Consider the following 19,471-nt stretch of genomic DNA (forward strand, 5'->3'; position numbering starts at 1 on the left):
CGGTTAAAGTTACCGCCTAGAAGGCGGCGTTACAGATAATTTTGGGTAAGTCCTGTTAAGATTACTTCAGGGCTTACCAAGCTTAACTTTGTGAAAAAATTGTGTTAAATTAGCTGACAATGGTATATGATATATTATTGAATCAAATACCTTGTAAGTGCTTCACTTCGCAAGCGCTACACACAGCATTCGCCAACGTAATGACGGAAACTAACAACCAACAACCAACAACTAACAACTAACAACTAACTATTAACAACTAACAACCAACAACTAACAACTAACAATTAACACTTAACAACCAACAAAAAGTTATGATTGGAAAATCTACACTATTAGAGGCGATCGCAGGTAAGAATCGCGGTTTGCTAGCTACAGAGACTGATAAGCAAGCAATTTTGGCTGCGATCGCGCAACTCGAAGACTACAACCCCACTCCGCGTCCTGTAGAGGCTACTGAACTCTTAAATGGCGATTGGCGCTTACTATACACTACCAGTAACGGATTATTGGGATTTGATAAATTGCCCTTGATTAAATTGGGTCAAATCTATCAATCTATCCGCGCTAATGAAGCCAAAGTTTACAACATTGCTGAACTTTACGGGTTGCCTTTTGTGGAAGGAATAGTCAGTGTAGCTGCTAGATTTGAGGTAGTTTCAGAAAAGCGAGTGCAGGTCAAGTTTGAACGCTCAATAGTAGGTTTACAGCGATTAATTAACTATGAATCGCCGGCAGATTTCATCGCTCAAATTGAGGCAGGTAAAAAGTTTGTTGCTGCCGATTTTAAGTTAGATAGTCGAGAACAGCAGGGATGGTTAGATATTACTTATTTAGATAGCGATCTACGGATTGGGCGCGGGAATGAGGGGAGTGTATTTGTTTTGACTAAAGGCTAAAATTCTGGGGAGAATGACGGAAAAATTATTACAGCTCAATGGTACATTAAAATAAAAAAAGCATCTTTCTTATAAAAGAAAGACGCTGTTTAAAAGTTACAAACTTTTCAGGCAATTACCTCTACAAAAAAGTCAAACCGACAAATCACTTATCGGCAAACAGCACGATTATTAGCATTTCTCACAATCGTACCCACAGCACCATTAATCTGCACAGGATTACCCGTACTAACTCGGATCAAGCGAGGTTGTTTCTTCAAGCAAGCTCTAACAGATTCACCCCAAGCAGAAAGCGCTGCTGTATATTCCGATCTAATCCGGGGGACATCATCCGCAGTCAACCCTTGAGGAATTGCAGGGGGACGGAACTGATCCGTGAGCGGGTGATCTGTAGTTACAGTTGTATCAGTCGCAACATTGGTAATCACCGGAAAATCAAAGGCTTTTGGCAATGTTCTATCAGGTAGTTTACCTGGTAGCGCCTGATATTTCATCGAGCCACCCTTGTAGTCAAAATTTGATTGTGCCAAAGCTGGTAAGGGTATACTGGCTAATAGAACGGTGCAGCAACCCCAAAAGAATTTTGATTTCACAATACTCGTCTCCTCTTTATAGAATTTGCACGTTTGTATCTAGACCCAAAAAAGTCATCTACCTTCCATTGAAGAAGCGCCTGATACTTTTGAGCCTTTGAGGTCGATTCTAACCTACCTAAACTTATATCAGACATCCCCAGAAATTTTAAAACCAACTTCAACCCAAAACTGTAGAATCGCCTCAGTTGATCTTGAGATTCTATCATCCAAAACGATCGCACCATCAGGTTTTGGGATTGACAAGATTGATTTATTTCTACAAGATGTCCTTGGGAACCTTATCAAATTTTCTCCCAGATATCAAGCTTTGTGTACCCAGAGTTAGCGAAAAATAGCGATCGCAGTTAACTTACCGTTTAAGAGCCTGTGATTCTAGCTTGGCAAACAAGACACAATCCTTGTAAATTACCACTCTTGGCCTTCTCAAGCGACAATAGAGAGAACCGGCTTGGAAATTTGGTGATTGCAGTGGAAGACAGCACAGGCATAGATTTGTTAAGTACGATGATTCCCGCCGCTCCTGCGGGCTACAAATCAGGCTTTGCAGGCATTATCGGACGGCCTAACGTTGGTAAATCGACTTTGATGAATCAACTGGTGGGGCAGAAAATAGCGATTACTTCTCCAGTGGCTCAGACGACTCGCAACCGACTGCGGGGAATTCTGACAACGGAAGAAGCACAGATTATTTTTGTAGATACCCCTGGAATTCACAAACCACACCACCAACTAGGTAAGGTATTGGTTCACAATGCTCAACTAGCCATTCACTCCGTTGATGTGCTGCTGTTTGTGGTAGATGCTTCTGTACCCGCTGGCGGTGGCGATCGCTATATCGTCGATCTCCTAGTCAATACCCAAACCCCAGTTATCCTCGGCCTGAATAAATCCGACCAACAGCCCTCAGAGTCCCAAGCACAACTTGATAATACCTACACTCAGTTAATTGAAGCCAAACAGTGGCCGATAGTCAAATTTTCTGCCCTCACCGGCGAGGGAGTGGAAGCACTGCAACAAATATTAATCGAACACTTAGAGCCCGGCCCCTATTACTATCCCCCCGATTTGGTCACTGACCAACCCGAACGCTTCATCATGGGGGAACTAATCCGAGAGCAAATTTTGCTACTTACCCGTGAAGAAATACCCCACTCAGTAGCGATCGCGATCGACATCGTAGAAGAAGCACCCACCATTACCCGCGTACTCGCCACTATCAACGTTGAACGCGACTCCCAAAAAGGTATTGTTATTGGTAAAGGCGGCAGTATGCTCAAAGAAATTGGCAGTGCAGCACGGCAGCAAATTCAAAAGTTAATTGACGGCAAAGTACATCTAGAGCTATTTGTCAAAGTGCAACCCAAGTGGCGACAGTCCCGCACCCGATTAGCAGAATTAGGTTATCGGGTAGAAGAATAATATTGGTAATTGGTAATTGGTAATTGGTAATTGGTAATTGGTAATGGCTAATTCAGGAGTTACGCACCCAACCAAAGAAACCGGGTTTTTTGACGAAAATACTTCGCCTGTATCCACAGATTCTCTCAAAAACCCGGTTTCTGGAGCCCTGAGCGTAAGTCCTATAATTGCTAATGGCTAATTACCCATCTCCCCATCTCCCCCTCTCCCCCTCTCTTTCCCTAGTCCCTAGCCCCTAGCCCCTAGTCCCTTCTTTTATAATGGCTAATCTTTCAGAAATTTCTAGTTCGCAGCTAATTGAGGAAGGTATTCCTCAATTACGAGTCAAAAAGGTTAGTGTAAGTACCCCTTTAGCTTCCAAGTATTTATTAGAAGATATTTCCTTTAACGTAGCAAGAGGCGATCGCGTTACAATTGTTGGCCCTTCCGGTGCTGGTAAATCTACCCTTTTACGACTACTAAATCGGCTGAGTGAACCTGCAACAGGTGCAATTTATCTAGAAAATCGAGAATATAAGCAAATTCCGGCGATCGCGTTACGACAAAATGTCACCCTAGTGCTGCAAGAATCAAAGCTTTTAGGGATGTCAGTACGAGAGGCTTTAGCTTATCCCTTGAAATTGCGGGGACTAGAGGCTTCAGAAATCCTCAAGCGGCAAAACTTAGCGATCGAAATGCTGCACATTCCGCAACAATGGCTAGAGCGGACGGAGTTACAGTTGTCTGCGGGACAGAGGCAATTAGTCGCGATCGCGCGTGCTGTAGCTATCCAACCCCAAATTTTACTCCTAGACGAACCCACAAGCGCTCTAGACGCTGGCAGATCCCACCAAGTTTTACAAGTATTAGCACAGCTAGCGACTAGCGATCGCATGACTATATTGATGGTGAATCACCAACTAGAATTAGCAGAGCAATTTTCTACACGAGTTCTACACTTGCAAGGCGGAAGACTGATTGAAGATGCGATCGCAAGTCAAATAAATTGGGTAACTTTGCGGCAAAGTTTAATCGAAGCAGAAGTGCAAGAATCACAAGAATGGACTTAGATTGACCCAGCGATTGAAACCACATCTACATACACAAAACCGCCTAAGCAGGTTAAAAAACTCCACAGTCCGCGCAGGCGGACTTTCTTTGTGTAGCAGCGATTTCAATCGCCCATTAAATTAATAGCTTTTATTAGCCATTATAGGACTTACGCTCATGGCTCCAGAAACCGGGTTTTTGAGAGAATCTGTGGATAAGGGCGAAGTATTTTCGTCAAAAAACCCGGTTTCTTTGGTTGGGTTCGTAATATCATCTCCGGCAAATTACTTACGATCTGTCATTGCGAGCCAAGCGCAGCGCAGTTGCGAGTTCCGCGAAGCAATCCAGAAGCAATCGCCTAGTCTCTGCGATTGCTTCGCGGAGCTCGCAATGACAAGTATTTAAGCAGTTGAAACTCCCGCAGGCCGAATTTGTTTTGCAGGCATATACAATTCATTCCCATTCAGGATGTCCAGATTCAAACGATAGCCAACATTGCGAACAGTTTGCAGCACACTAGGTTGTCGGGGATCGATCTCAATCTTTTTACGCAAAGACAGCACATGAGTATCAATAGTTCGCGGATTATCAATAGAATCTGGCCAAGCTCTCCGTAACAAATCCGATCGCGACAGCGGTACTCCTCCAGCTTGAGCTAGCACATAGAGCAAGCTAAATTCTTGAGGAGTGAGATCTATATGTTCCCCCTGCAACCGAACCCGGCGCTGTACCAAGTCAATTTTGAGTTCCCCACAATCCAAAGTAGCAGGAGGGATCGTATTGCGGTTGCGCCGCATCAGAGCCTCCACCCTAGCCATAAACTCTTGCATCCCAAAGGGTTTTGTTAAATAATCATCGGCTCCCGATCGCAGACCTTCTACAATATCAGCTTCCGCATTGCGAGCAGAGAGCATCAAAATTAGCGACTGCTGCTGTTGCTGGAGCCATCGGCAAAATTCTAACCCGTCTCCATCGGGCAGTTCTGCGTCAAGAATGACTAGGGAAGGCTGGCGAGTATAAAATATTTCCCTAGCATGATGGATGTCGGCTGATTGGTGTACCCAAAACCCGACCTGCTGTAGGTGCCAGCCTAAGAGCGATCGGAGGTGCGGATTTCCTTCAATAATCGAAATACAAGCAGATCCCACAGAGGCTCGTTTCCCATATCACTAATCGTTACCAGATTATCAGAGCTTTTGTCATGGTTTTGTAACCGTCGCTACGCAAGCGTTAGCTGCATTTAAAGCCCAGAAAAAGCTCTACACCACAATTTTAAAGATTTGGTCAACTTTTAAGTCTCACTTCTCAGAAAGCTTAGAGCCATCTCCGGGTTGTCATAGAATGAAAGTAGTAGTCTCCCCACAGCCCAACCCCCCATGCCAAAACTCTTTATTAAAATTCACAGTCCCACTCATGAGCCTTGTTGTTGGGAGTTGACAAATCACTCAGCTCAAATTAGACTTCCACAAACTCTAAGCTCAATTGCGGGATCTTTTATCCAGTTTGAGCGCAAAATTTACCAAAATCCTGACTTGATGAGGCGCATACGGAACTATCTAGGTGGAAGTGGGGTATTAGGAAGGGACACAAGTTGGTAAAGTTCCCCCTCCAAGGTAGCTTTTCCCCCAAAGTCGGATATTAACAGGCAAAAATGGCTTCTTTAGAGCCAACTCAGCTAAAAAGAAACCTGTTTGTAAACCCGCCAGTCATGTAGATATAAACCCTAAACGATTTCAACTTCACACCATGCTTCAAGATACTCACACCATCCGCCACTACCAAAAACTCACCGATGCCCTCGTCGAAATGTGGAATAGAGGCTATCGCTTCGATGACTTGCGGCTGTACTTAGACGGTTATTTAGCTGCTTTAAGACATACAAATGCGATCGAACCTTATCTAATCCATAGGTTAGAGGAGGAAGCCACTCGCTATATCTACGACCCCTCGAATTTTGAAATGCCGCTGACGCAACCCGAATCTGGATACTATTAGCTGCTTTGTAGCTTTGTAGTAGGTGAGATAGTCTATTTAACAGATTCAATTTTAACCAAAAATTGCTACTAGCTATGGGTTTTATTCCCTCGCTAGTAGCAATTTAAACGTTAATAAAAAATCGTGACTAAACTCTAGTCAAGCTACTGATGCTTAACAGCGAAAACAATAAAGTTTTCTTCGTTTTCTTCAGGAAGCCAAAGCCACTTCTACCATTTCCTGCAATTCACCCTTCTGATAGAGTTCGATCATAATATCTGAGCCACCAACAAACTCGCCGTTGATATAAACTTGAGGAATCGTCGGCCAGTTAGAATACTCCTTAACTCCCTGACGAATTTCGGGGTCGGCTAAAACATCAACTGTCTCAAAAGGGACTCCCAAGGTATTAAGAATTTGCACCACATTGTTAGAGAAACCACACTGGGGCATTAACTTATTTCCCTTCATAAAAACCAAGACTTTATTTTGCTTTACCAAGCTTTCAATTTTGTCGTGTGCTGCCGTACTCATGGTTCTGCCTCAACTTGTTTTGTTGTGTTATTTTCAGTCTGAAAAAATCTAGATAGTTAGTTAACTGTTAACAGTTAACTGTTAACAGTTAACTGTTAACTGTTAAGTTTCCGCTGCCCATTCTGTGGGAGTGTAGGTTTTCAACCCTAGAGCATGAATGGCTTCACTCGCCATTGCTTCTTTGAGGGTACTATAAACCAATTGGTGCTGTTTGACTCGGCTTTTTCCTTCAAACTCTGAAGAAACTACGATCGCCTGGTAGTGATCGCCACCGCCCGTCAAATCGTCTATTTGTACTTTAGCGTCAGGCAATCCAGCCTGGATCATCGCCACTACTTGAGATGGGTTAACCATTGTCGATTTCTGATAGAGTGCTGCAATTTAGATTTTAATTGAATTATTTGGTTGACGAACTCGGCTGAGCGTCACGGGCGGGCCGGGGATAGGGTACATCCACAAACCCCAGTTCTAATAACTGCTGGTAAGCTTTTTTTCCCAAGTCGCGAGTAGGCTGCTGAGAGCGGATAATCTGAATTAGCAGAGGAACTGCCAGTTCCGGCTTATTTTGGGCTCGGTGTACCAACGCTAGCCTATAGGTGGCTTCGTCCCGCATCTGGGCTGTTTCTAGCGCCTTTGTGCGGTTGGTGTCGGCCAGACGGTTGTCAATCCCGGAAAAAGCTGTTGCCAGTTGTTGGTAAAAATTAGACAACTGATTGAAAACTTGACGGGACTCTTGGAGTTTTTGGGCTGCGAGAACATAATTCTGATCGGAAATGGCAGTGCTCGCCTCAGACATTAAACGTTGCCCTCCTGGTATACTTAGGAGGCTGTCTGGCCCCGCAGGGCGGAGATTGTTCGGATCGGTCGGATCGAGAGGATCGGCCGCGTCTCGGTTCTCTGGCAGAGGAGATTGCTGTGCCTGGACGCGGAGAGGTTGCAGCAAGGTTAAGGCTGCCACTACCGCAAGAGTAATCCGGGCGGTGGAGCGTAGGAGGCAAACAGTTCCAGAGTGTACCATGAAGTAACTTTGCCCGTTGGCGGCAATAAAAAATTTAAGTGTCTGGCGATCTTACCACTATTTGCGATCTAAATCTGGTAGAATTACGCAAAATTTATGTTTTTAATCAGAGTGTACCGAAAAGATAGTCTGAACGTAGGAACTATAAACTAAAGACTTAAAGTAAAGCAAACAGGTCTATTTCCGATGACATCGCCAGTTAACCCGTCCCCCGCAGTTTTACAAGAGTACCAAGGCACAGGAGTCCCAGAAGAAAGTGTGGGATTCATTTTGCAGCGGGGGGGTGAAGAATTAGCCCTCACCAAGGCAAGCGATCGCTTTACGGTGCGTATGTCCCCCCAAGCAACAACTGTTCAAAATTGGGCATCCCAAATCCCAGGAAAGCTGCAAGGAACTGTACCGCAAAGTGACTTAGAAGAATTTACGATCGCTCCAGCCGAGCGGGACGCAGCCATGCAGACGGCTCGCTCGTTAGATACAGTAGTTTTTGCTAGCCATGTCTACCACCCCGTAGATAATCCGGCTACGTTATTCTACTTGACAGACCAAATCACAGTTCAATTTGCCGAGGGAGTGGAACTCGCAGCCCGCGAGGCGATCGCATCTTTTGTAGGATTGCAAATAGTCCGCCCCATACCAGGCGTACCCAATGCCTTCGTCTGCCGAGTTACCAAAGAATCTACAGAAAATCCCCTTAAAATCGCTAACCGCCTGACGCGATACCGAGAAGTTTTAGTAGCTGAACCGAATATCGCCGTACAAGCTCAGCAGCACTACATTCCCCGCGACACCCTTTATAGCAAGCAATGGTATCTCAATAACAAAGGTGGCAGTCAACTGGGTACTGGTTCCCACATTGCTGCTGAGCAAGCTTGGGACATAACTCGCGGTAATCGTTCTGTAATTATTGCGATCGCAGACGACTCCGTTGACACCAACCACCCCGACTTTAAAGGTTCAGGCAAAATAGTCGCCCCCTTAGACTTAAAAGATAACGACTTTTCGCCCATGCCAGTAGCAGAGTCAGACAATCACGGTACATCTTGTGCTGGTGTCGCAGTTGCAGAAGAAAATGGCCTCGGTATCGTCGGTGTCGCCCCCGGTTGCGCCCTGATGCCCATCCGCACTACAGGCTACCTAGACGACGATTCCATCGAACAGATATTTGACTGGGCCATTAACAAAGGAGCCTCAGTCATTTCTTGCAGTTGGGGGCCTAGTGCCGTTTACTTTCCCTTATCCCTCCGACAGAGTGCAGCCATTTCCAGAGCCGCTACCCAAGGACGCAATGGCAAAGGCTGCGTAATCGTCTTTGCTGCGGGTAATGCCAACCGTCCTGTCAACGGCACAATTAATGAGGCTGGCTGGCCGAAAAACATACTCAGCGGTCAAACTAAATGGCTGGGAGGCTTCACCGTCCACCCAGATGTAATCACGGTTTCAGCGAGCACTTCCCTGGGTAAAAAAGCCGCTTATAGCAATTGGGGTAGCGGTATCTCTGTCTGCGCTCCCAGCAATAACGCCCCGCCAGGAATTTGGCTACAAGAAACTGGGTTTGTGAGTACGCCTCCAGAGGTGACTACCGCACTACCTGGTTTAGGAGTATTCACTGCTGACCGAGTAGGGGGAGTTGGCTACGATCAAGGAGACTACACTGCTTATTTTGGTGGTACTTCTAGCGCTACCCCAGTAGTCGCGGGAGTTGCAGCTTTGGTTCTCTCGGCAAATCCTAACTTGACGGCACAGGAAGTACGCACGATTCTCCAGCAAACGACGGATAAGATTGTGGATACTGACCCTGACCCCCAGTTTGGGACGCGGCTGGGTACTTACAATACTTATGGTCGCTGTGACTGGTTTGGGTACGGCAAGGTAAATGCTTTTAAGGCGGTGCAGGCGGCTGTGAAAATGGGCGGAGGTACCGCTGTAACAAAATTACCCGATATTAATGGGCATTGGGCGCAGGCTTTTATTGAAGCACTGATCGCTGCCAATATAATTAGTGGGTTTCCTGACGGCACGTTTAAGCCGAATGACCTTTTAACTCGCGCTCAATATGCGGCGTTGTTGGCTAAGGCTTTTGATTTAATTCCGAGAGTAGCTGCTACGAATTTTATCGATGTTTCTGCTACTTTTTGGGCTAGGTCGGCGATTTTAAAGGCAAATCAAGCGGGGTTTTTGGCTGGGTTTCCGGGGTTGAAGTTTCGACCGGATCAGAATTTAACTCGCGTTGAGGCGATTGTCTCTTTGGTGAATGGTTTACAACTGACTGGTGGTAATCTAAATTCTTTAAATGTGTATAGCGATCGCACCCAAATCCCCTATTACGCCGATGGGCCGGTCGCAACGGCAACTGACAAGAAGATTGTGGTTAATTATCCTGTTCGGATTCGACTCTCACCACTTCAATCTATTACCCGCGCTGAGATTTCAGCTCTAATTTACCAGACTTTGGTAGCCACAAATCGGGCTAAGCCAATTAATTCTCAATATATTGTCTAGGAATGGGTAATTGGTAATTGGTAATTGGTAATTGGTAATTGGTATTAGCAGTTAACTGTTAACTGTTAACATTAAATCTGCTGTCAGTCTTAAGTAATCGGATATAAATAAACGTAGTCATGTCATTGCGAGCGGAGCGAAGCAATCTCAAGGCCTTGCAATTGCTTCGCTCCGCTCGCAATGACATTGTTTATTTTTTTCCAGCTACTTAAGCATGGAGAACTAACTTCCAGCTTACCATTACTAAAAGTGTGTAAATTACCAATCGCAGCGGGCGTTGAGGCACAATTTTACAGAGTTTAGCCCCCACTAAAACCCCTGGTACTGAACCTAGCCAAATCGGTATTACCAAACTCCAGTTAACTGTTCCCAGGCTGAGGTGCCCAAGGGAAGTAAACAGCAATAAAATTGCTGCTTGGGCAATATCTGTACCGACTAATTTGCGAGAATCAAGCTGGAAGAAGCCAATCAGTACGAGTGCAAACATCGAACCGGAAGAAACGCTGGTCATGCCGACTATACAGCCTAAAATTGCTCCTACTCCCACCGTTTGAAATCTACCCAAATAAGTTTTCAAATCAAACTTTGGTAGAGATGGAAACTTCAAATCTGGGACAAACTTTAAGATTAATAATTGTGCTAGTGCCCCCAAGGTGATAAATAGAATAGTTACTCCAATCGAGCGGAGTAAAATCAAATCAATATTAAGATTTTCCTGAGACTTAATAAAGTGTAAAATTCCCACGCCAAACAGCGATCCGGGAACGCTTCCGAAAGCCAGCCACTTAACAATTTGAAGGTCAAGAGTTTGCTGCCGCCAGTGTTTGAAGCCGCCAATAACTTTCATTAATGTGGCAGCTACTACATCAGAACTAACTGCAATTGAAGGAGGGACTTGGAACAGAAAAATTAACATCGGTGTAATCAGAGATGCTCCACCTACTCCTGTTAAACCGACAATAATACCTACAAAAAAGCTAAGGAAAGATAGAAATAAGTAGTTCATAGTTTTTGGTAATTGGTAATTGGTAATTGGTAATTGGGATACGCAGATTTGACAGATTTCTCTGATTTCACAGACTAAACGATCGTGACTCTAACTAATCCGTGTAATCCCTGTAATCGGTAAAATCCGTGTTCATAATTGGTAATTGGTTTAATCCTTGCCTAATTGCTAATTTACTTTTTACAGATGAGTTATTCGTAATTAGCTCTTATTTCCTGTAAGTCGATCGATTTACCGTTGTTTTGAGTGAAAAAATCACTACAAATCTCATATAAATCGTGCTAGCGATCGCAAAAATTTAAATTTTGAACTCATCTACCTTAGAAAAGTAGAGTTTTACCAAAGTAAGTTTTTATTAACACCATAGGTAAAAGAGAGCCAAGATTGAGAGAGCCTTCAGAGGCAAAAAGACCGGGAATATCGATAATTTTTAACTGAATTAATGCTAAAATTGCAATAGTATAGGCAGTTGAAGAAGCTATACCAATCAATAAATCTTTTTTAAGGTTGCGCTCTTGGGGTTTACCTTGCAAAATATCTACTGCCCCTACTTGCATCAAGAGAATTCCAGCAATATTAGATATCCAGTACCCTACAAACGAACAAGGGACGAGTAAATCTGGGGAAAACAAACTACAGATATACCCAAAAAAATAGGCTATGGGAAGATTAAAAATAAGGTCATTCCACCAGCACAACGGTGAGAGCAAATATCCAATTCCCACAAGCAATCCGCCTCTTAGCTTTTTCCACAATACTTGCCTGAAGCTGTCTCTTTCGGCTTGTTCTAACTGATTTTGCGTCGTTTCTCCTGCAAACTGGCACTTTTCACTAGCTTTTTGGGTACTTTTCATATCAAAATACGATAATCCGATACGTTTACCGTATTTTACATCTATCGGCGAACAAATGTCTAGTACCCAATGGAGATCGATTGGAAACGGTTGTACTCGGTTATGAAGTAGAGAGAACTTTGTATCTGGTAGTTGCTTGTGAATGTAGAGGTAAACACACTCAACATTAATCCAAACACAATACACAGAATATTGCTTTTGTCAATAAGTAAATAGAGAGAGGGAGATAGGATTTTCAGTTGCCTGAGACCAGGGTAATTTCTAATTGCTAATCCCATCAGAACAGTTGTTTGGGAACTCTGGCGAGTTGGTAGGCTCCTTTAGCGTCTAAAATTTGGTATTGATTCGGTTGCAGTCCCATTTGAGTAAACTTTTCCGGGTATCCCAGAATTAGCACAGACGGCGGAGACTGGTTCTGAGATTTTTGGATATACTCTATTCCAGCTCTTGTCAGCCGATAATAAGTAACAGAATCTTGGGTATAAAATACGAGGCTGGGTTTAGGAAAACCAATCATAATTAACTCTTCCGCTGGGAGTTTTTCTTGAACAGCGGTATGTGCTAATTGTCGTAGAGGTAGCTGTCGTTGCTCATCGAGGAGATTGTAGACGGGAGCGATCGTAAAGATCAGAAATGCAGCTAATCCAACCAAGTTAACAGTAAAAATTCCCTGCTCTTGCCGCCGCCAAAGAAGAATTGCCGCCACCACAGCAGCAATCGCCCAAATTGCTCCTCCCACGCTCGCCAAACCAGATTTTTGAAATGCTTGCGAAAAATTCGGCATTGCTGGATCGTTTCCCAACCAGTTGAAGCTGTATAAAATCGCCCCAGCTAAAACCAGCAAAAATACTATATTAAAAATGAATGAAAGAAAGAGGGAAAGAGGAAGAGTATCTTGCTTTCTTCCTTCTTCCTTACCCCTTGCTTTCTCTTCGATAATGTCGCTCCATAATAATGCTACCAATATTGCTGCGGCTGGCATTAAAGGCAATACATAACTAGGAAGTTTAGTGACAGCAACGGTGAAGAAACCAAAGATACAGGCGAACCAACACAAGACAAACAAACCTAGTTGAGCTTTGCGAGGTTGGCGACACCAATAGCTACGCTGCCAAAATCGCAGACGTGTGATCGCGCAGGGCAAATAAATAGACCAAGGAGCAAAACCAACTAGCACCACCAAAAAGTAAAAATACCAGGGAGCCCCGTGACGGTTGACTACCTGCGTAAAGCGCTGAAAATTGTGATAACCAAAAAAGGAGTCAATGTAAGCTTCGCCATTGGCTAAAGTAACGAGAATAAACCAAGGTAAAGAAATGGCGAGAATAATTAATATGCCACGTAGAGGGCGCATTTCCTGCCAAATTTCTCGAACATTACCGAGGTAGAGTGTAAAGCTGCCAATAATGATTACTGGCAAGACGATCCCGACTGGGCCTTTGCTGAGAATTGCCAATGCTATCAAGATATAAAAAGCTAAATACCAAGGGGAGAGTTGTGATTGAGTTTTAAGAGATTGCTTGGTTCTGGGCAAGACTTCCCCGAAATTGCTTGATTCCTCCCAATTCTGCACGATTTCGAGCTGTGCTTTTTCTTCCTGCTGCTTCTTTTCTTCTTCCTTTACGTATCCAAGAAAAAACGCGAACAGAGCACAACCCATACAGCCTGTCAGCAGCATATCTGACACGCCAATCCTTCCCCAAGCGATCGTTTCTGGATTTAAGGCGATAAGAGCAGAACCAATGCCAGCGGTTAAGAGGGAGCGGGGGGGCAGAGGAGCAGAGGGGGATTTTGGTCTTCCATCTCCCTCGCTCCCTCGCTCCCCCGCTCCCCCGCTCCCCCGCTCCCCCGCTCTTTCCAAGTCAAAGGAATGCCTGCTAAATCAAGCATTTCTAAGATATTGGTGGCTCCTAGTTCGTAGCTGAGGCTAAAGCCGAGAATATCAAAGTCTGTGAGCGATCGCTTGGACTCAACGGCGAATAGGGGGGTTTGTGTCGCTCTAAGTTTTGCCGCTAAGTCTGCTGCTGGCAAGTAGGCGCGATCGCATAGTTGCCTGGGTACTGTATTTAAAATGTTGTACAGGATGATATGCCCTAAGTTAGAAGCACCTACTTCATAGACTTCGGGGTATGTTAAGACCCAACGCACGGTTGCGGTATCCCAAGGCTTATGTACTGCTCCTAATTCGTTTCCCAAATAACGGGCAGGCTGCTTGATTTCTGGTGTAAGTAATTTCTCTACTGCAACTGGCACGGCTCTACTCGCTTCTATTCGCTTCTACTGGCGATTTCTTCTGAGCCTACCTTAAAAATGGTTAATACGCCAATGGTTAATGGCTATGGTTGTTTGCGCTCGCAGTTTCAAAGCCAGCACCCATCTCGAAAATCTCGAAAACTTGGTCGAGTTGGCTCAGTTCAAAGATCATCCTAATGGCAGGGGGAACTGAACAAATGCTAAATCTTTTATTTAAGCTTTTGGCTTTTTTAAGCCCCGAAACCAATGCCAGCAAGCCGGAACTGTCTAAAAATTCTACTTTTTCGAGATTCACTAGCAAGGTCGAAAGCCCCGGATTGGCAAAAGCTGCGTTCAATTGGCTGTGAAACTCTCCTACAGTGACTGCATTCAGGTAGCTCTGGGGGGAAATCACTGTAATTGGTTCGTGGGCAAGAACTGCGTGCATGAGTCAAACCTCTGGTTACTACGTATTTTCAACTACGGTAGTGAGTGGGCTTCAGCCTACGCCTACGTCATATCTCTTAATTTAACCCAGAATTATCTGTATTGACTATCCCACCTAAGTAATTTCACTGAATCTTTATGATTTTGCACCCTTTTTTTAAAGTTTCTGTAAAGGTTGTAAAATCTATACTAGAGAAATACACTACTTTCCTTGCTTTAGTGTATGGGTGCATATATTTTCAGGATTCCTACGATCCTGGGGGCTTTCAAACAAAATTTGTCCCTTGATTCTCAAGGATGTGACAGATATCACTTGTGGTTCCAGCCTGAGATCACGGGCCCATTTAGGCCTTGAGTCCAGAATTGAGATATGCGGAGTTCCCCTAACTATTATGCAAGCTACTCATGCTATTCGTAAACTTGTAGAAAAAGCCCTCTACATTAAGCGGTTGACTCCTGATATCGAAAATGAGATCAACTACGAGCTGACTAGGGTGGGTTACATCTCTGATGTTGACTTCGAGGCGCTAGAGTTATTGATGGATGAGATGGATGCGGGTCGGATTCAGTTGGTACCTAGTTCTTAGCGGCAGGTGAAGGGGAGGTAAGGAAGAGGTTTTCCTCTTACCTGGGGTTGTCGTCCATAGCTTTTTTGAGAAAAATAACTTACCTTGGCGGTACACTGTCATTGGTGCTTTAGAGTCACCCAGCCCTCTATTTTACATTGCCATGCAGTTTGCCAAGCGCTTAGAAAAAATACCGCCTTATCTGTTTGCTGAGATTGACCGAAAACGAGATGAGCTTGTCGCCAAAGGGGTTGATATCATTAATATGGGAGTTGGCGACCCTGACAAGCCTACTCCAGCTCATATTGTCCAGGCAATGCAGGAGGCGATCGCAGACTCTTCTACTCATAATTATCCTCCCTACCAAGGTACGAAAGATTATCGGCAAGCGGTGGTAGCGTGGATGGAACGCCGATTTGGAGTTAAAGATTTAAACCCTGACACGGAAGTTGTTTCTTCCATTGGTTCTAAAGAGTCGATCCACAACACTTTTTTGGCTTTTGTGGAACCGGGAGACTACACCCTAATTTCTGACCCTGGTTATCCAGTATATCGCACATCGACGATTTTTGCGGGGGGCGAACCCTATCCGATGGCGCTGACAGCGGCGAATGGATTTTTACCAGATTTGAGTGCGATTCCTGAAGAGGTAGCGACTAAGGCTAAGTTGATGTGGATTAATTATCCTAACAACCCAACTGGTGCGATCGCAACTTTGGCAGATTTCGAGAAGTTGGTAGCCTATTGCAAAAAGTACGATATTTTGCTCTGCCATGACCACGCTTATTCGGAGATGGCTTACGATGGTTATAAGCCGCCGAGTGTGTTAGAAGTTGAGGGTGCAAAGGACGTAGCAATTGAATTTCACAGCTTGTCTAAATCTTACAATATGACTGGCTGGCGCGTTGGTTTTGTAGTCGGAAATGCGACAGGAATTAAAGGATTAGGTCAAGTTAAGACTAATGTCGATTCGGGAGTTTTCAAAGCAATTCAACGAGCTGCGATCGCGGCTTATTCTACTACGGAAGCTGAATTGCAAGCGGTGATGTCAGTTTATCAAAAACGCCGTGATATTATCGTTAAAGGTTTGCAATCTTTAGGTTGGCCCATTGAGCCACCGAAGGCTACGCTTTATGTATGGGCACCTGTACCCAAGGGTTATACTTCGACCGAATTTGTCAGTTTACTGTTAGAGAAATGCGGGATTATTGTGCCTCCTGGGAATGGTTATGGGGCGGCGGGTGAAGGATTTTTCCGTATTGCTTTGACAGTAGCTGACGAGCGGATGTATGAGGCAATTGAGCGGATGAAAGACGCTGGAATTCGCTATTCTTGATGTTTGTTTACCGCAGATGAAAGCCGATAAACACCAATTTTTTTCATGATTTGTGTTGATGAGGGTGATTCTGCGGTTTTGGGTACTTATAATTTTTTAGCGGAGATAAGTATAAGTTTTAGTGACGCTATTCAAGCTATCAGTTAGGGAGATTTATTAGATGTAATCCTAATATATTAGCCTAAAATCCTATTACTTATTACACTCACTTAAAACGTCTGAATTAGTCAACCATTTTTTATGTGTAATAATGAATAAAAACTTATCAGTTTCCCTAGAAGAAACAGAATTGTCAACTATCAGTTTTAGTTTGAATCCTGAGTTTAGAAAAGTTATTGAAACAGCACGGGGATATGCCCCATTGACAAACCCATCTGATACCGTAAAAATATAATTAATTAACTCTTAACTACCACCCTCAAATCGAGCAAAAGCACTGGGATAAGCCGCCCAAACCTTACCCACAAAATCTCTTAATTGCCGATGAGCAATCACAACATCCTTCCTTTCACTATCTAGCGACTGCAACTCAGTCAAAAGCGGAATTACCTCCGTATCAAGAGCCACTCGAAATAAACTTAAAGGCCACAGCAAATCCGAGCCATCACGCAAATCCCATAAAGTCCGATCCTCATGGGCAACCGAACTGCGATCGTAGACCGATACTACTAACATTAATGGTCGTACCCAGCATAACCTACGTGCCGACACCACTTGGATTACATCAGCATAAAGGCACGCATCTCGAAATTCTAAACAGACAATCTGGCTAGGCCCAAAATTTGGCACAGAATCAATTGACACAGATATCGGGGAACAAATACATACCTTTAACAGTCTATAGAAATCAACTCACTCTCGATCGATCCTTTTGAGAGCCGTTTCTAAATCAGCAGTTAACAATTGTGCATCCTTTTTTCCTGCACCAGTGCAATAATCAGCCGCCGACAGCGGAGAGCCGATCGTAATTTTCACACGAGAACCCCAGCGAGGAATGCAGGGATGGTAGCGAATACTCATAGGTACAATTTTAACATCCAGACCTGGGTGACTCGACTCTGCTTGAATCGCCAGGCGGGCCAATCCTGGTTTGAGAGGATGAACTTGATTATCTTGGAAAATGCCGCCTTCGGGAAAAATGACAAACATTTGCCCATCAAGAAGAAGTTCTACCCCATGACGGAGAGTCGCGATCGCCGGATGCTTAGGATCGACTGGAAACCCACCCAACCGCCGGATAAACCAGCCTTGCAATCCTTTAACCTCATTCACTGAAACCATAAATCGCAGATCTCTGCCTGTAACGTATCGCCCAGTAGAGTAAGGTAGCATCTGAGAATCCCAGCGAGAGCGGTGAGTAGGAGCCAAAATTACAGGCCCTTCTCTGGGAATGTGTTCCTGTCCGATCACCTCAATACTACGAAAATAAAAAGGCAGGATAAGGTAGCGGCCCAAAGGATAAACCAATGGGGCTAACCAAGGAGAAACGTGAGAATTAATAGATGTCGCCTTGGCAGGCATTTGTGTCTCTAGGGATGAATTACTGGAGTCAAAAGTAATCATGGCAGTGTACCTCAAAGCAATCAAGCTTTTTTAAGGACTTTCTGACTCTACACTAAGTTTTTTAACAAACCCTTTGGAAGTCAAAAGGGCCACTTCCGCTATTGTCATTCAATTAAATCAGCGATTTAATCTATTGCTAGCTCTTGGCTTGGCAGCGACGCTTTGCAAACCAAGATTGTAACTGTTCCCGGCACTCAGACTCCATAATCCCACCAAGTACAGGCAAGCGGTGATAGGAACAGTCGCTATCAGGAATATTACCAACAGTCCTGATTGTGCCAGATTTCGGATCGTCCACTCCATAGACTAGGAGACCGATTCGGGCTTGTACGATCGCCCCAGCGCACATCGGACAAGGCTCCAAAGTAACGTAGAGCGTACAAGCATTCAGATGCCAATTTTGTAGAGCAATTCCCGCCCCCCGCAGAGCTAAAATTTCAGCATGAGCTGTAGGATCGCAATCTCGCTCTCGCCGATTTTGTCCCTGTGCAATCAACTTGCCCTGACGATCGACGATCGCAGCACCCACCGGTACTTCCCCAGCCTCTCCAGCCTCCTGTGCCAACTTTATAGCTCTACTCATCCACTGGCGGTGAGTCAGGTAAATAGGAGCGTAGATAGGCAGTTGATTTTTGTAGTCGATCATACTTGCGTAACAGAAAACACTTAAGATGGTTAGATTCGGTTGCGATCGTCGGGTGCTAAATCGACAATTATTTAAAATTATGGACACTTCGCTGATTGGCTTAGAAGTTGTTGAGCTCTTGTCCCGGATCAGCGGACAGAGGCTCCGCCCACAAGATGTCACCCCTCTAGTAGTCTTCCTGACTGCTCTGATTTCTATTTTACGGGGAGTGATTATTATAGATAAAACGGTTGCTGTTGAAGAAGAAGAACGGCTCCAAAAGACTCTTAAAGCCTTTGTCAATGCAGAGCGCGATCATCTTCAACTGATCCAGCGCATTCTCAAGGGAGTCGCTAAGCAACAAGTTTATTTCAACCCTAGTGAACTGGTAACGCTGACGGCTTTATTTTCAGACTCAGAAAAGTTGTTGTTAATTGCCTTTGGCTATGAAATGTCAGCCGCCGATGGAGATTTCGACCTCCGAGAACAGATGTATTTGCAATCCATTGGCCATCGGCTCGGAATTGACTATCGCCACACAACGGTTCTTGATACTGTATTTGCAAAAGAAGGAACTATCGACCCCGATGCTTTGGCAGAGGTTCAAAGTTTACTCGACCCCGCTGAGTTTGAGGCTCACAATCCCGTATTCGCTAAAGCTGCAAAGCATTTGGCTTCTTTGTTGCAGTCTAAGGGGAATTGTTAACTGGTAACTGGTAATTGGTAATTGGTAATTGGTAATTGCTAATTGCTAATGGCTAATTGCTAATTGCTAATGGCTAATGGCTAATAGCTAATTGCTAATTGCTAATTGCTAATTGCTAATTTGGGAAAAATTCTCCCCCGCTCCCCCGCTCCCCCGCTCCCCCGC

Annotated in this window: 20 protein-coding genes and 1 pseudogene; 8 read left to right on the forward strand and 13 right to left on the reverse strand. The window is 44.5% G+C overall.

Annotation, left to right across the window (positions count from 1 at the left end; genetic code table 11):
• Positions 1 to 314: 314 nt before the first annotated feature.
• Positions 315 to 899: a PAP/fibrillin family protein gene (locus tag PN499_RS28810; RefSeq protein ID WP_272036999.1), complete on the forward strand. Its 585-nt coding sequence runs from the start codon at positions 315 to 317 to the stop codon at positions 897 to 899.
• Between the two features lie 149 nt (positions 900 to 1,048).
• On the opposite strand, the gene PN499_RS28815 is transcribed toward PN499_RS28810, so the two are convergent.
• Entirely contained in the window at positions 1,049 to 1,492 is a 444-nt protein-coding gene (locus PN499_RS28815) for a hypothetical protein (protein ID WP_272037001.1), read from the reverse strand.
• A 507-nt stretch (positions 1,493 to 1,999) separates the two neighbouring features.
• On the opposite strand from PN499_RS28815, the gene era reads away from it, so the two are divergent.
• Both era and PN499_RS28825 read left to right on the forward strand, forming a co-directional pair.
• A complete protein-coding gene (gene era / locus PN499_RS28820) occupies positions 2,000 to 2,914 on the forward strand; it encodes a GTPase Era (RefSeq protein ID WP_148288828.1) in 915 nt (304 codons plus the stop codon).
• Positions 2,915 to 3,174: 260 nt separating this feature from the next.
• Positions 3,175 to 3,963, forward strand: coding sequence for an ABC transporter ATP-binding protein (locus PN499_RS28825; protein ID WP_272037003.1), 789 nt, complete (start codon positions 3,175 to 3,177; stop codon positions 3,961 to 3,963).
• A 381-nt stretch (positions 3,964 to 4,344) separates the two neighbouring features.
• Here the strand turns inward: PN499_RS28825 and PN499_RS28830 are convergent, their stop codons facing one another.
• Positions 4,345 to 5,091, reverse strand: a complete 747-nt coding sequence (locus PN499_RS28830) for a response regulator transcription factor (protein WP_272037005.1) — start codon at positions 5,089 to 5,091, stop codon at positions 4,345 to 4,347.
• Between the two features lie 598 nt (positions 5,092 to 5,689).
• Between PN499_RS28830 and PN499_RS28835 the strand changes: the two genes are divergently transcribed.
• Positions 5,690 to 5,938, forward strand: a complete 249-nt coding sequence (locus PN499_RS28835; RefSeq protein WP_007352908.1) for a DUF6761 family protein — start codon at positions 5,690 to 5,692, stop codon at positions 5,936 to 5,938.
• A gap of 189 nt (positions 5,939 to 6,127) precedes the next feature.
• Here PN499_RS28835 and grxD read toward each other — a convergent pair whose 3' ends face one another.
• The 3 genes from grxD to PN499_RS28850 form a co-directional block, all read right to left on the reverse strand.
• Positions 6,128 to 6,451, reverse strand: a complete 324-nt coding sequence (grxD, locus tag PN499_RS28840; protein WP_007352907.1) for a Grx4 family monothiol glutaredoxin — start codon at positions 6,449 to 6,451, stop codon at positions 6,128 to 6,130.
• Positions 6,452 to 6,553: 102 nt separating this feature from the next.
• The gene (locus PN499_RS28845) at positions 6,554 to 6,805 is read right to left on the reverse strand and encodes a BolA family protein (RefSeq protein WP_272037008.1); all 252 of its coding nucleotides are present in this window, start codon (positions 6,803 to 6,805) and stop codon (positions 6,554 to 6,556) included.
• Between the two features lie 43 nt (positions 6,806 to 6,848).
• On the reverse strand, positions 6,849 to 7,469 hold the full coding sequence (locus PN499_RS28850) for a hypothetical protein (protein WP_007352905.1): 621 nt from the start codon (positions 7,467 to 7,469) through the stop codon (positions 6,849 to 6,851).
• Positions 7,470 to 7,655: 186 nt separating this feature from the next.
• Here PN499_RS28850 and PN499_RS28855 point away from each other — a divergent pair, with 186 nt between their 5' ends.
• Complete coding sequence (locus tag PN499_RS28855) at positions 7,656 to 9,971, forward strand: S8 family serine peptidase (RefSeq protein ID WP_272037010.1); 2,316 nt, start codon at positions 7,656 to 7,658, stop codon at positions 9,969 to 9,971.
• Positions 9,972 to 10,179: 208 nt separating this feature from the next.
• Here PN499_RS28855 and PN499_RS28860 read toward each other — a convergent pair whose 3' ends face one another.
• From PN499_RS28860 to PN499_RS28880, 5 genes and pseudogenes are all read right to left on the reverse strand, one after another.
• Complete coding sequence (locus PN499_RS28860) at positions 10,180 to 10,977, reverse strand: sulfite exporter TauE/SafE family protein (protein ID WP_272037012.1); 798 nt, start codon at positions 10,975 to 10,977, stop codon at positions 10,180 to 10,182.
• Between the two features lie 320 nt (positions 10,978 to 11,297).
• On the reverse strand, positions 11,298 to 11,831 hold the full coding sequence (locus PN499_RS28865; protein WP_272037015.1) for a hypothetical protein: 534 nt from the start codon (positions 11,829 to 11,831) through the stop codon (positions 11,298 to 11,300).
• Between the two features lie 277 nt (positions 11,832 to 12,108).
• Positions 12,109 to 13,509 carry a glycosyltransferase family protein gene (locus tag PN499_RS28870; RefSeq protein WP_272037027.1) on the reverse strand — a complete coding sequence of 467 codons (1,401 nt, stop codon included), beginning with the start codon at positions 13,507 to 13,509 and terminating at the stop codon, positions 12,109 to 12,111.
• Positions 13,510 to 13,673: 164 nt separating this feature from the next.
• Positions 13,674 to 14,084, reverse strand: a pseudogene (locus PN499_RS28875) (B12-binding domain-containing radical SAM protein); the annotation flags it as partial.
• A 76-nt stretch (positions 14,085 to 14,160) separates the two neighbouring features.
• Complete coding sequence (locus tag PN499_RS28880; RefSeq protein WP_272037016.1) at positions 14,161 to 14,511, reverse strand: STAS domain-containing protein; 351 nt, start codon at positions 14,509 to 14,511, stop codon at positions 14,161 to 14,163.
• Positions 14,512 to 14,902: 391 nt separating this feature from the next.
• On the opposite strand from PN499_RS28880, the gene PN499_RS28885 reads away from it, so the two are divergent.
• Both PN499_RS28885 and PN499_RS28890 read left to right on the forward strand, forming a co-directional pair.
• Positions 14,903 to 15,097, forward strand: a complete 195-nt coding sequence (locus tag PN499_RS28885) for a hypothetical protein (RefSeq protein WP_019487700.1) — start codon at positions 14,903 to 14,905, stop codon at positions 15,095 to 15,097.
• Positions 15,098 to 15,239: 142 nt separating this feature from the next.
• A complete protein-coding gene (locus tag PN499_RS28890) occupies positions 15,240 to 16,412 on the forward strand; it encodes a pyridoxal phosphate-dependent aminotransferase (RefSeq protein WP_272037019.1) in 1,173 nt (390 codons plus the stop codon).
• A 405-nt stretch (positions 16,413 to 16,817) separates the two neighbouring features.
• Here the strand turns inward: PN499_RS28890 and PN499_RS28895 are convergent, their stop codons facing one another.
• The 3 genes from PN499_RS28895 to tadA form a co-directional block, all read right to left on the reverse strand.
• A complete protein-coding gene (locus PN499_RS28895; RefSeq protein ID WP_334311731.1) occupies positions 16,818 to 17,216 on the reverse strand; it encodes a hypothetical protein in 399 nt (132 codons plus the stop codon).
• 48 nt (positions 17,217 to 17,264) lie between these two features.
• Positions 17,265 to 17,975 (reverse strand): lysophospholipid acyltransferase family protein, encoded by a 711-nt coding sequence (locus tag PN499_RS28900; RefSeq protein ID WP_272037021.1) that lies wholly within the window; start codon positions 17,973 to 17,975, stop codon positions 17,265 to 17,267.
• 136 nt (positions 17,976 to 18,111) lie between these two features.
• On the reverse strand, positions 18,112 to 18,621 hold the full coding sequence (gene tadA, locus PN499_RS28905) for a tRNA adenosine(34) deaminase TadA (RefSeq protein ID WP_272037023.1): 510 nt from the start codon (positions 18,619 to 18,621) through the stop codon (positions 18,112 to 18,114).
• A 79-nt stretch (positions 18,622 to 18,700) separates the two neighbouring features.
• Between tadA and PN499_RS28910 the strand changes: the two genes are divergently transcribed.
• On the forward strand, positions 18,701 to 19,306 hold the full coding sequence (locus PN499_RS28910; RefSeq protein WP_272037025.1) for a TerB family tellurite resistance protein: 606 nt from the start codon (positions 18,701 to 18,703) through the stop codon (positions 19,304 to 19,306).
• Positions 19,307 to 19,471 lie beyond the last annotated feature (165 nt).

Source organism: Kamptonema animale CS-326 (genome assembly GCF_028330895.1).
Classification (GTDB): domain Bacteria; phylum Cyanobacteriota; class Cyanobacteriia; order Cyanobacteriales; family Microcoleaceae; genus Kamptonema; species Kamptonema formosum.

Bases quoted from the DNA above. Each gene is read 5' to 3' on its own strand.
- PN499_RS28850 (WP_007352905.1), bottom strand. From the start codon at position 7,469: ATGGTACACTCTGGAACTGTTTGCCTCCTACGCTCCACCGCCCGGATT.
- PN499_RS28845 (WP_272037008.1), bottom strand. From the start codon at position 6,805: ATGGTTAACCCATCTCAAGTAGTGGCGATGATCCAGGCTGGATTGCCT.
- era (WP_148288828.1), top strand. From the start codon at position 2,000: ATGATTCCCGCCGCTCCTGCGGGCTACAAATCAGGCTTTGCAGGCATT.
- PN499_RS28810 (WP_272036999.1), top strand. From the start codon at position 315: ATGATTGGAAAATCTACACTATTAGAGGCGATCGCAGGTAAGAATCGC.
- tadA (WP_272037023.1), bottom strand. From the start codon at position 18,621: ATGATCGACTACAAAAATCAACTGCCTATCTACGCTCCTATTTACCTG.
- PN499_RS28890 (WP_272037019.1), top strand. From the start codon at position 15,240: ATGCAGTTTGCCAAGCGCTTAGAAAAAATACCGCCTTATCTGTTTGCT.
- PN499_RS28885 (WP_019487700.1), top strand. From the start codon at position 14,903: ATGCAAGCTACTCATGCTATTCGTAAACTTGTAGAAAAAGCCCTCTAC.
- PN499_RS28825 (WP_272037003.1), top strand. From the start codon at position 3,175: ATGGCTAATCTTTCAGAAATTTCTAGTTCGCAGCTAATTGAGGAAGGT.
- PN499_RS28860 (WP_272037012.1), bottom strand. From the start codon at position 10,977: ATGAACTACTTATTTCTATCTTTCCTTAGCTTTTTTGTAGGTATTATT.
- PN499_RS28880 (WP_272037016.1), bottom strand. From the start codon at position 14,511: ATGCACGCAGTTCTTGCCCACGAACCAATTACAGTGATTTCCCCCCAG.
- grxD (WP_007352907.1), bottom strand. From the start codon at position 6,451: ATGAGTACGGCAGCACACGACAAAATTGAAAGCTTGGTAAAGCAAAAT.
- PN499_RS28900 (WP_272037021.1), bottom strand. From the start codon at position 17,975: ATGATTACTTTTGACTCCAGTAATTCATCCCTAGAGACACAAATGCCT.
- PN499_RS28835 (WP_007352908.1), top strand. From the start codon at position 5,690: ATGCTTCAAGATACTCACACCATCCGCCACTACCAAAAACTCACCGAT.
- PN499_RS28910 (WP_272037025.1), top strand. From the start codon at position 18,701: ATGGACACTTCGCTGATTGGCTTAGAAGTTGTTGAGCTCTTGTCCCGG.
- PN499_RS28865 (WP_272037015.1), bottom strand. From the start codon at position 11,831: ATGAAAAGTACCCAAAAAGCTAGTGAAAAGTGCCAGTTTGCAGGAGAA.
- PN499_RS28855 (WP_272037010.1), top strand. From the start codon at position 7,656: ATGACATCGCCAGTTAACCCGTCCCCCGCAGTTTTACAAGAGTACCAA.
- PN499_RS28870 (WP_272037027.1), bottom strand. From the start codon at position 13,509: ATGCTGCTGACAGGCTGTATGGGTTGTGCTCTGTTCGCGTTTTTTCTT.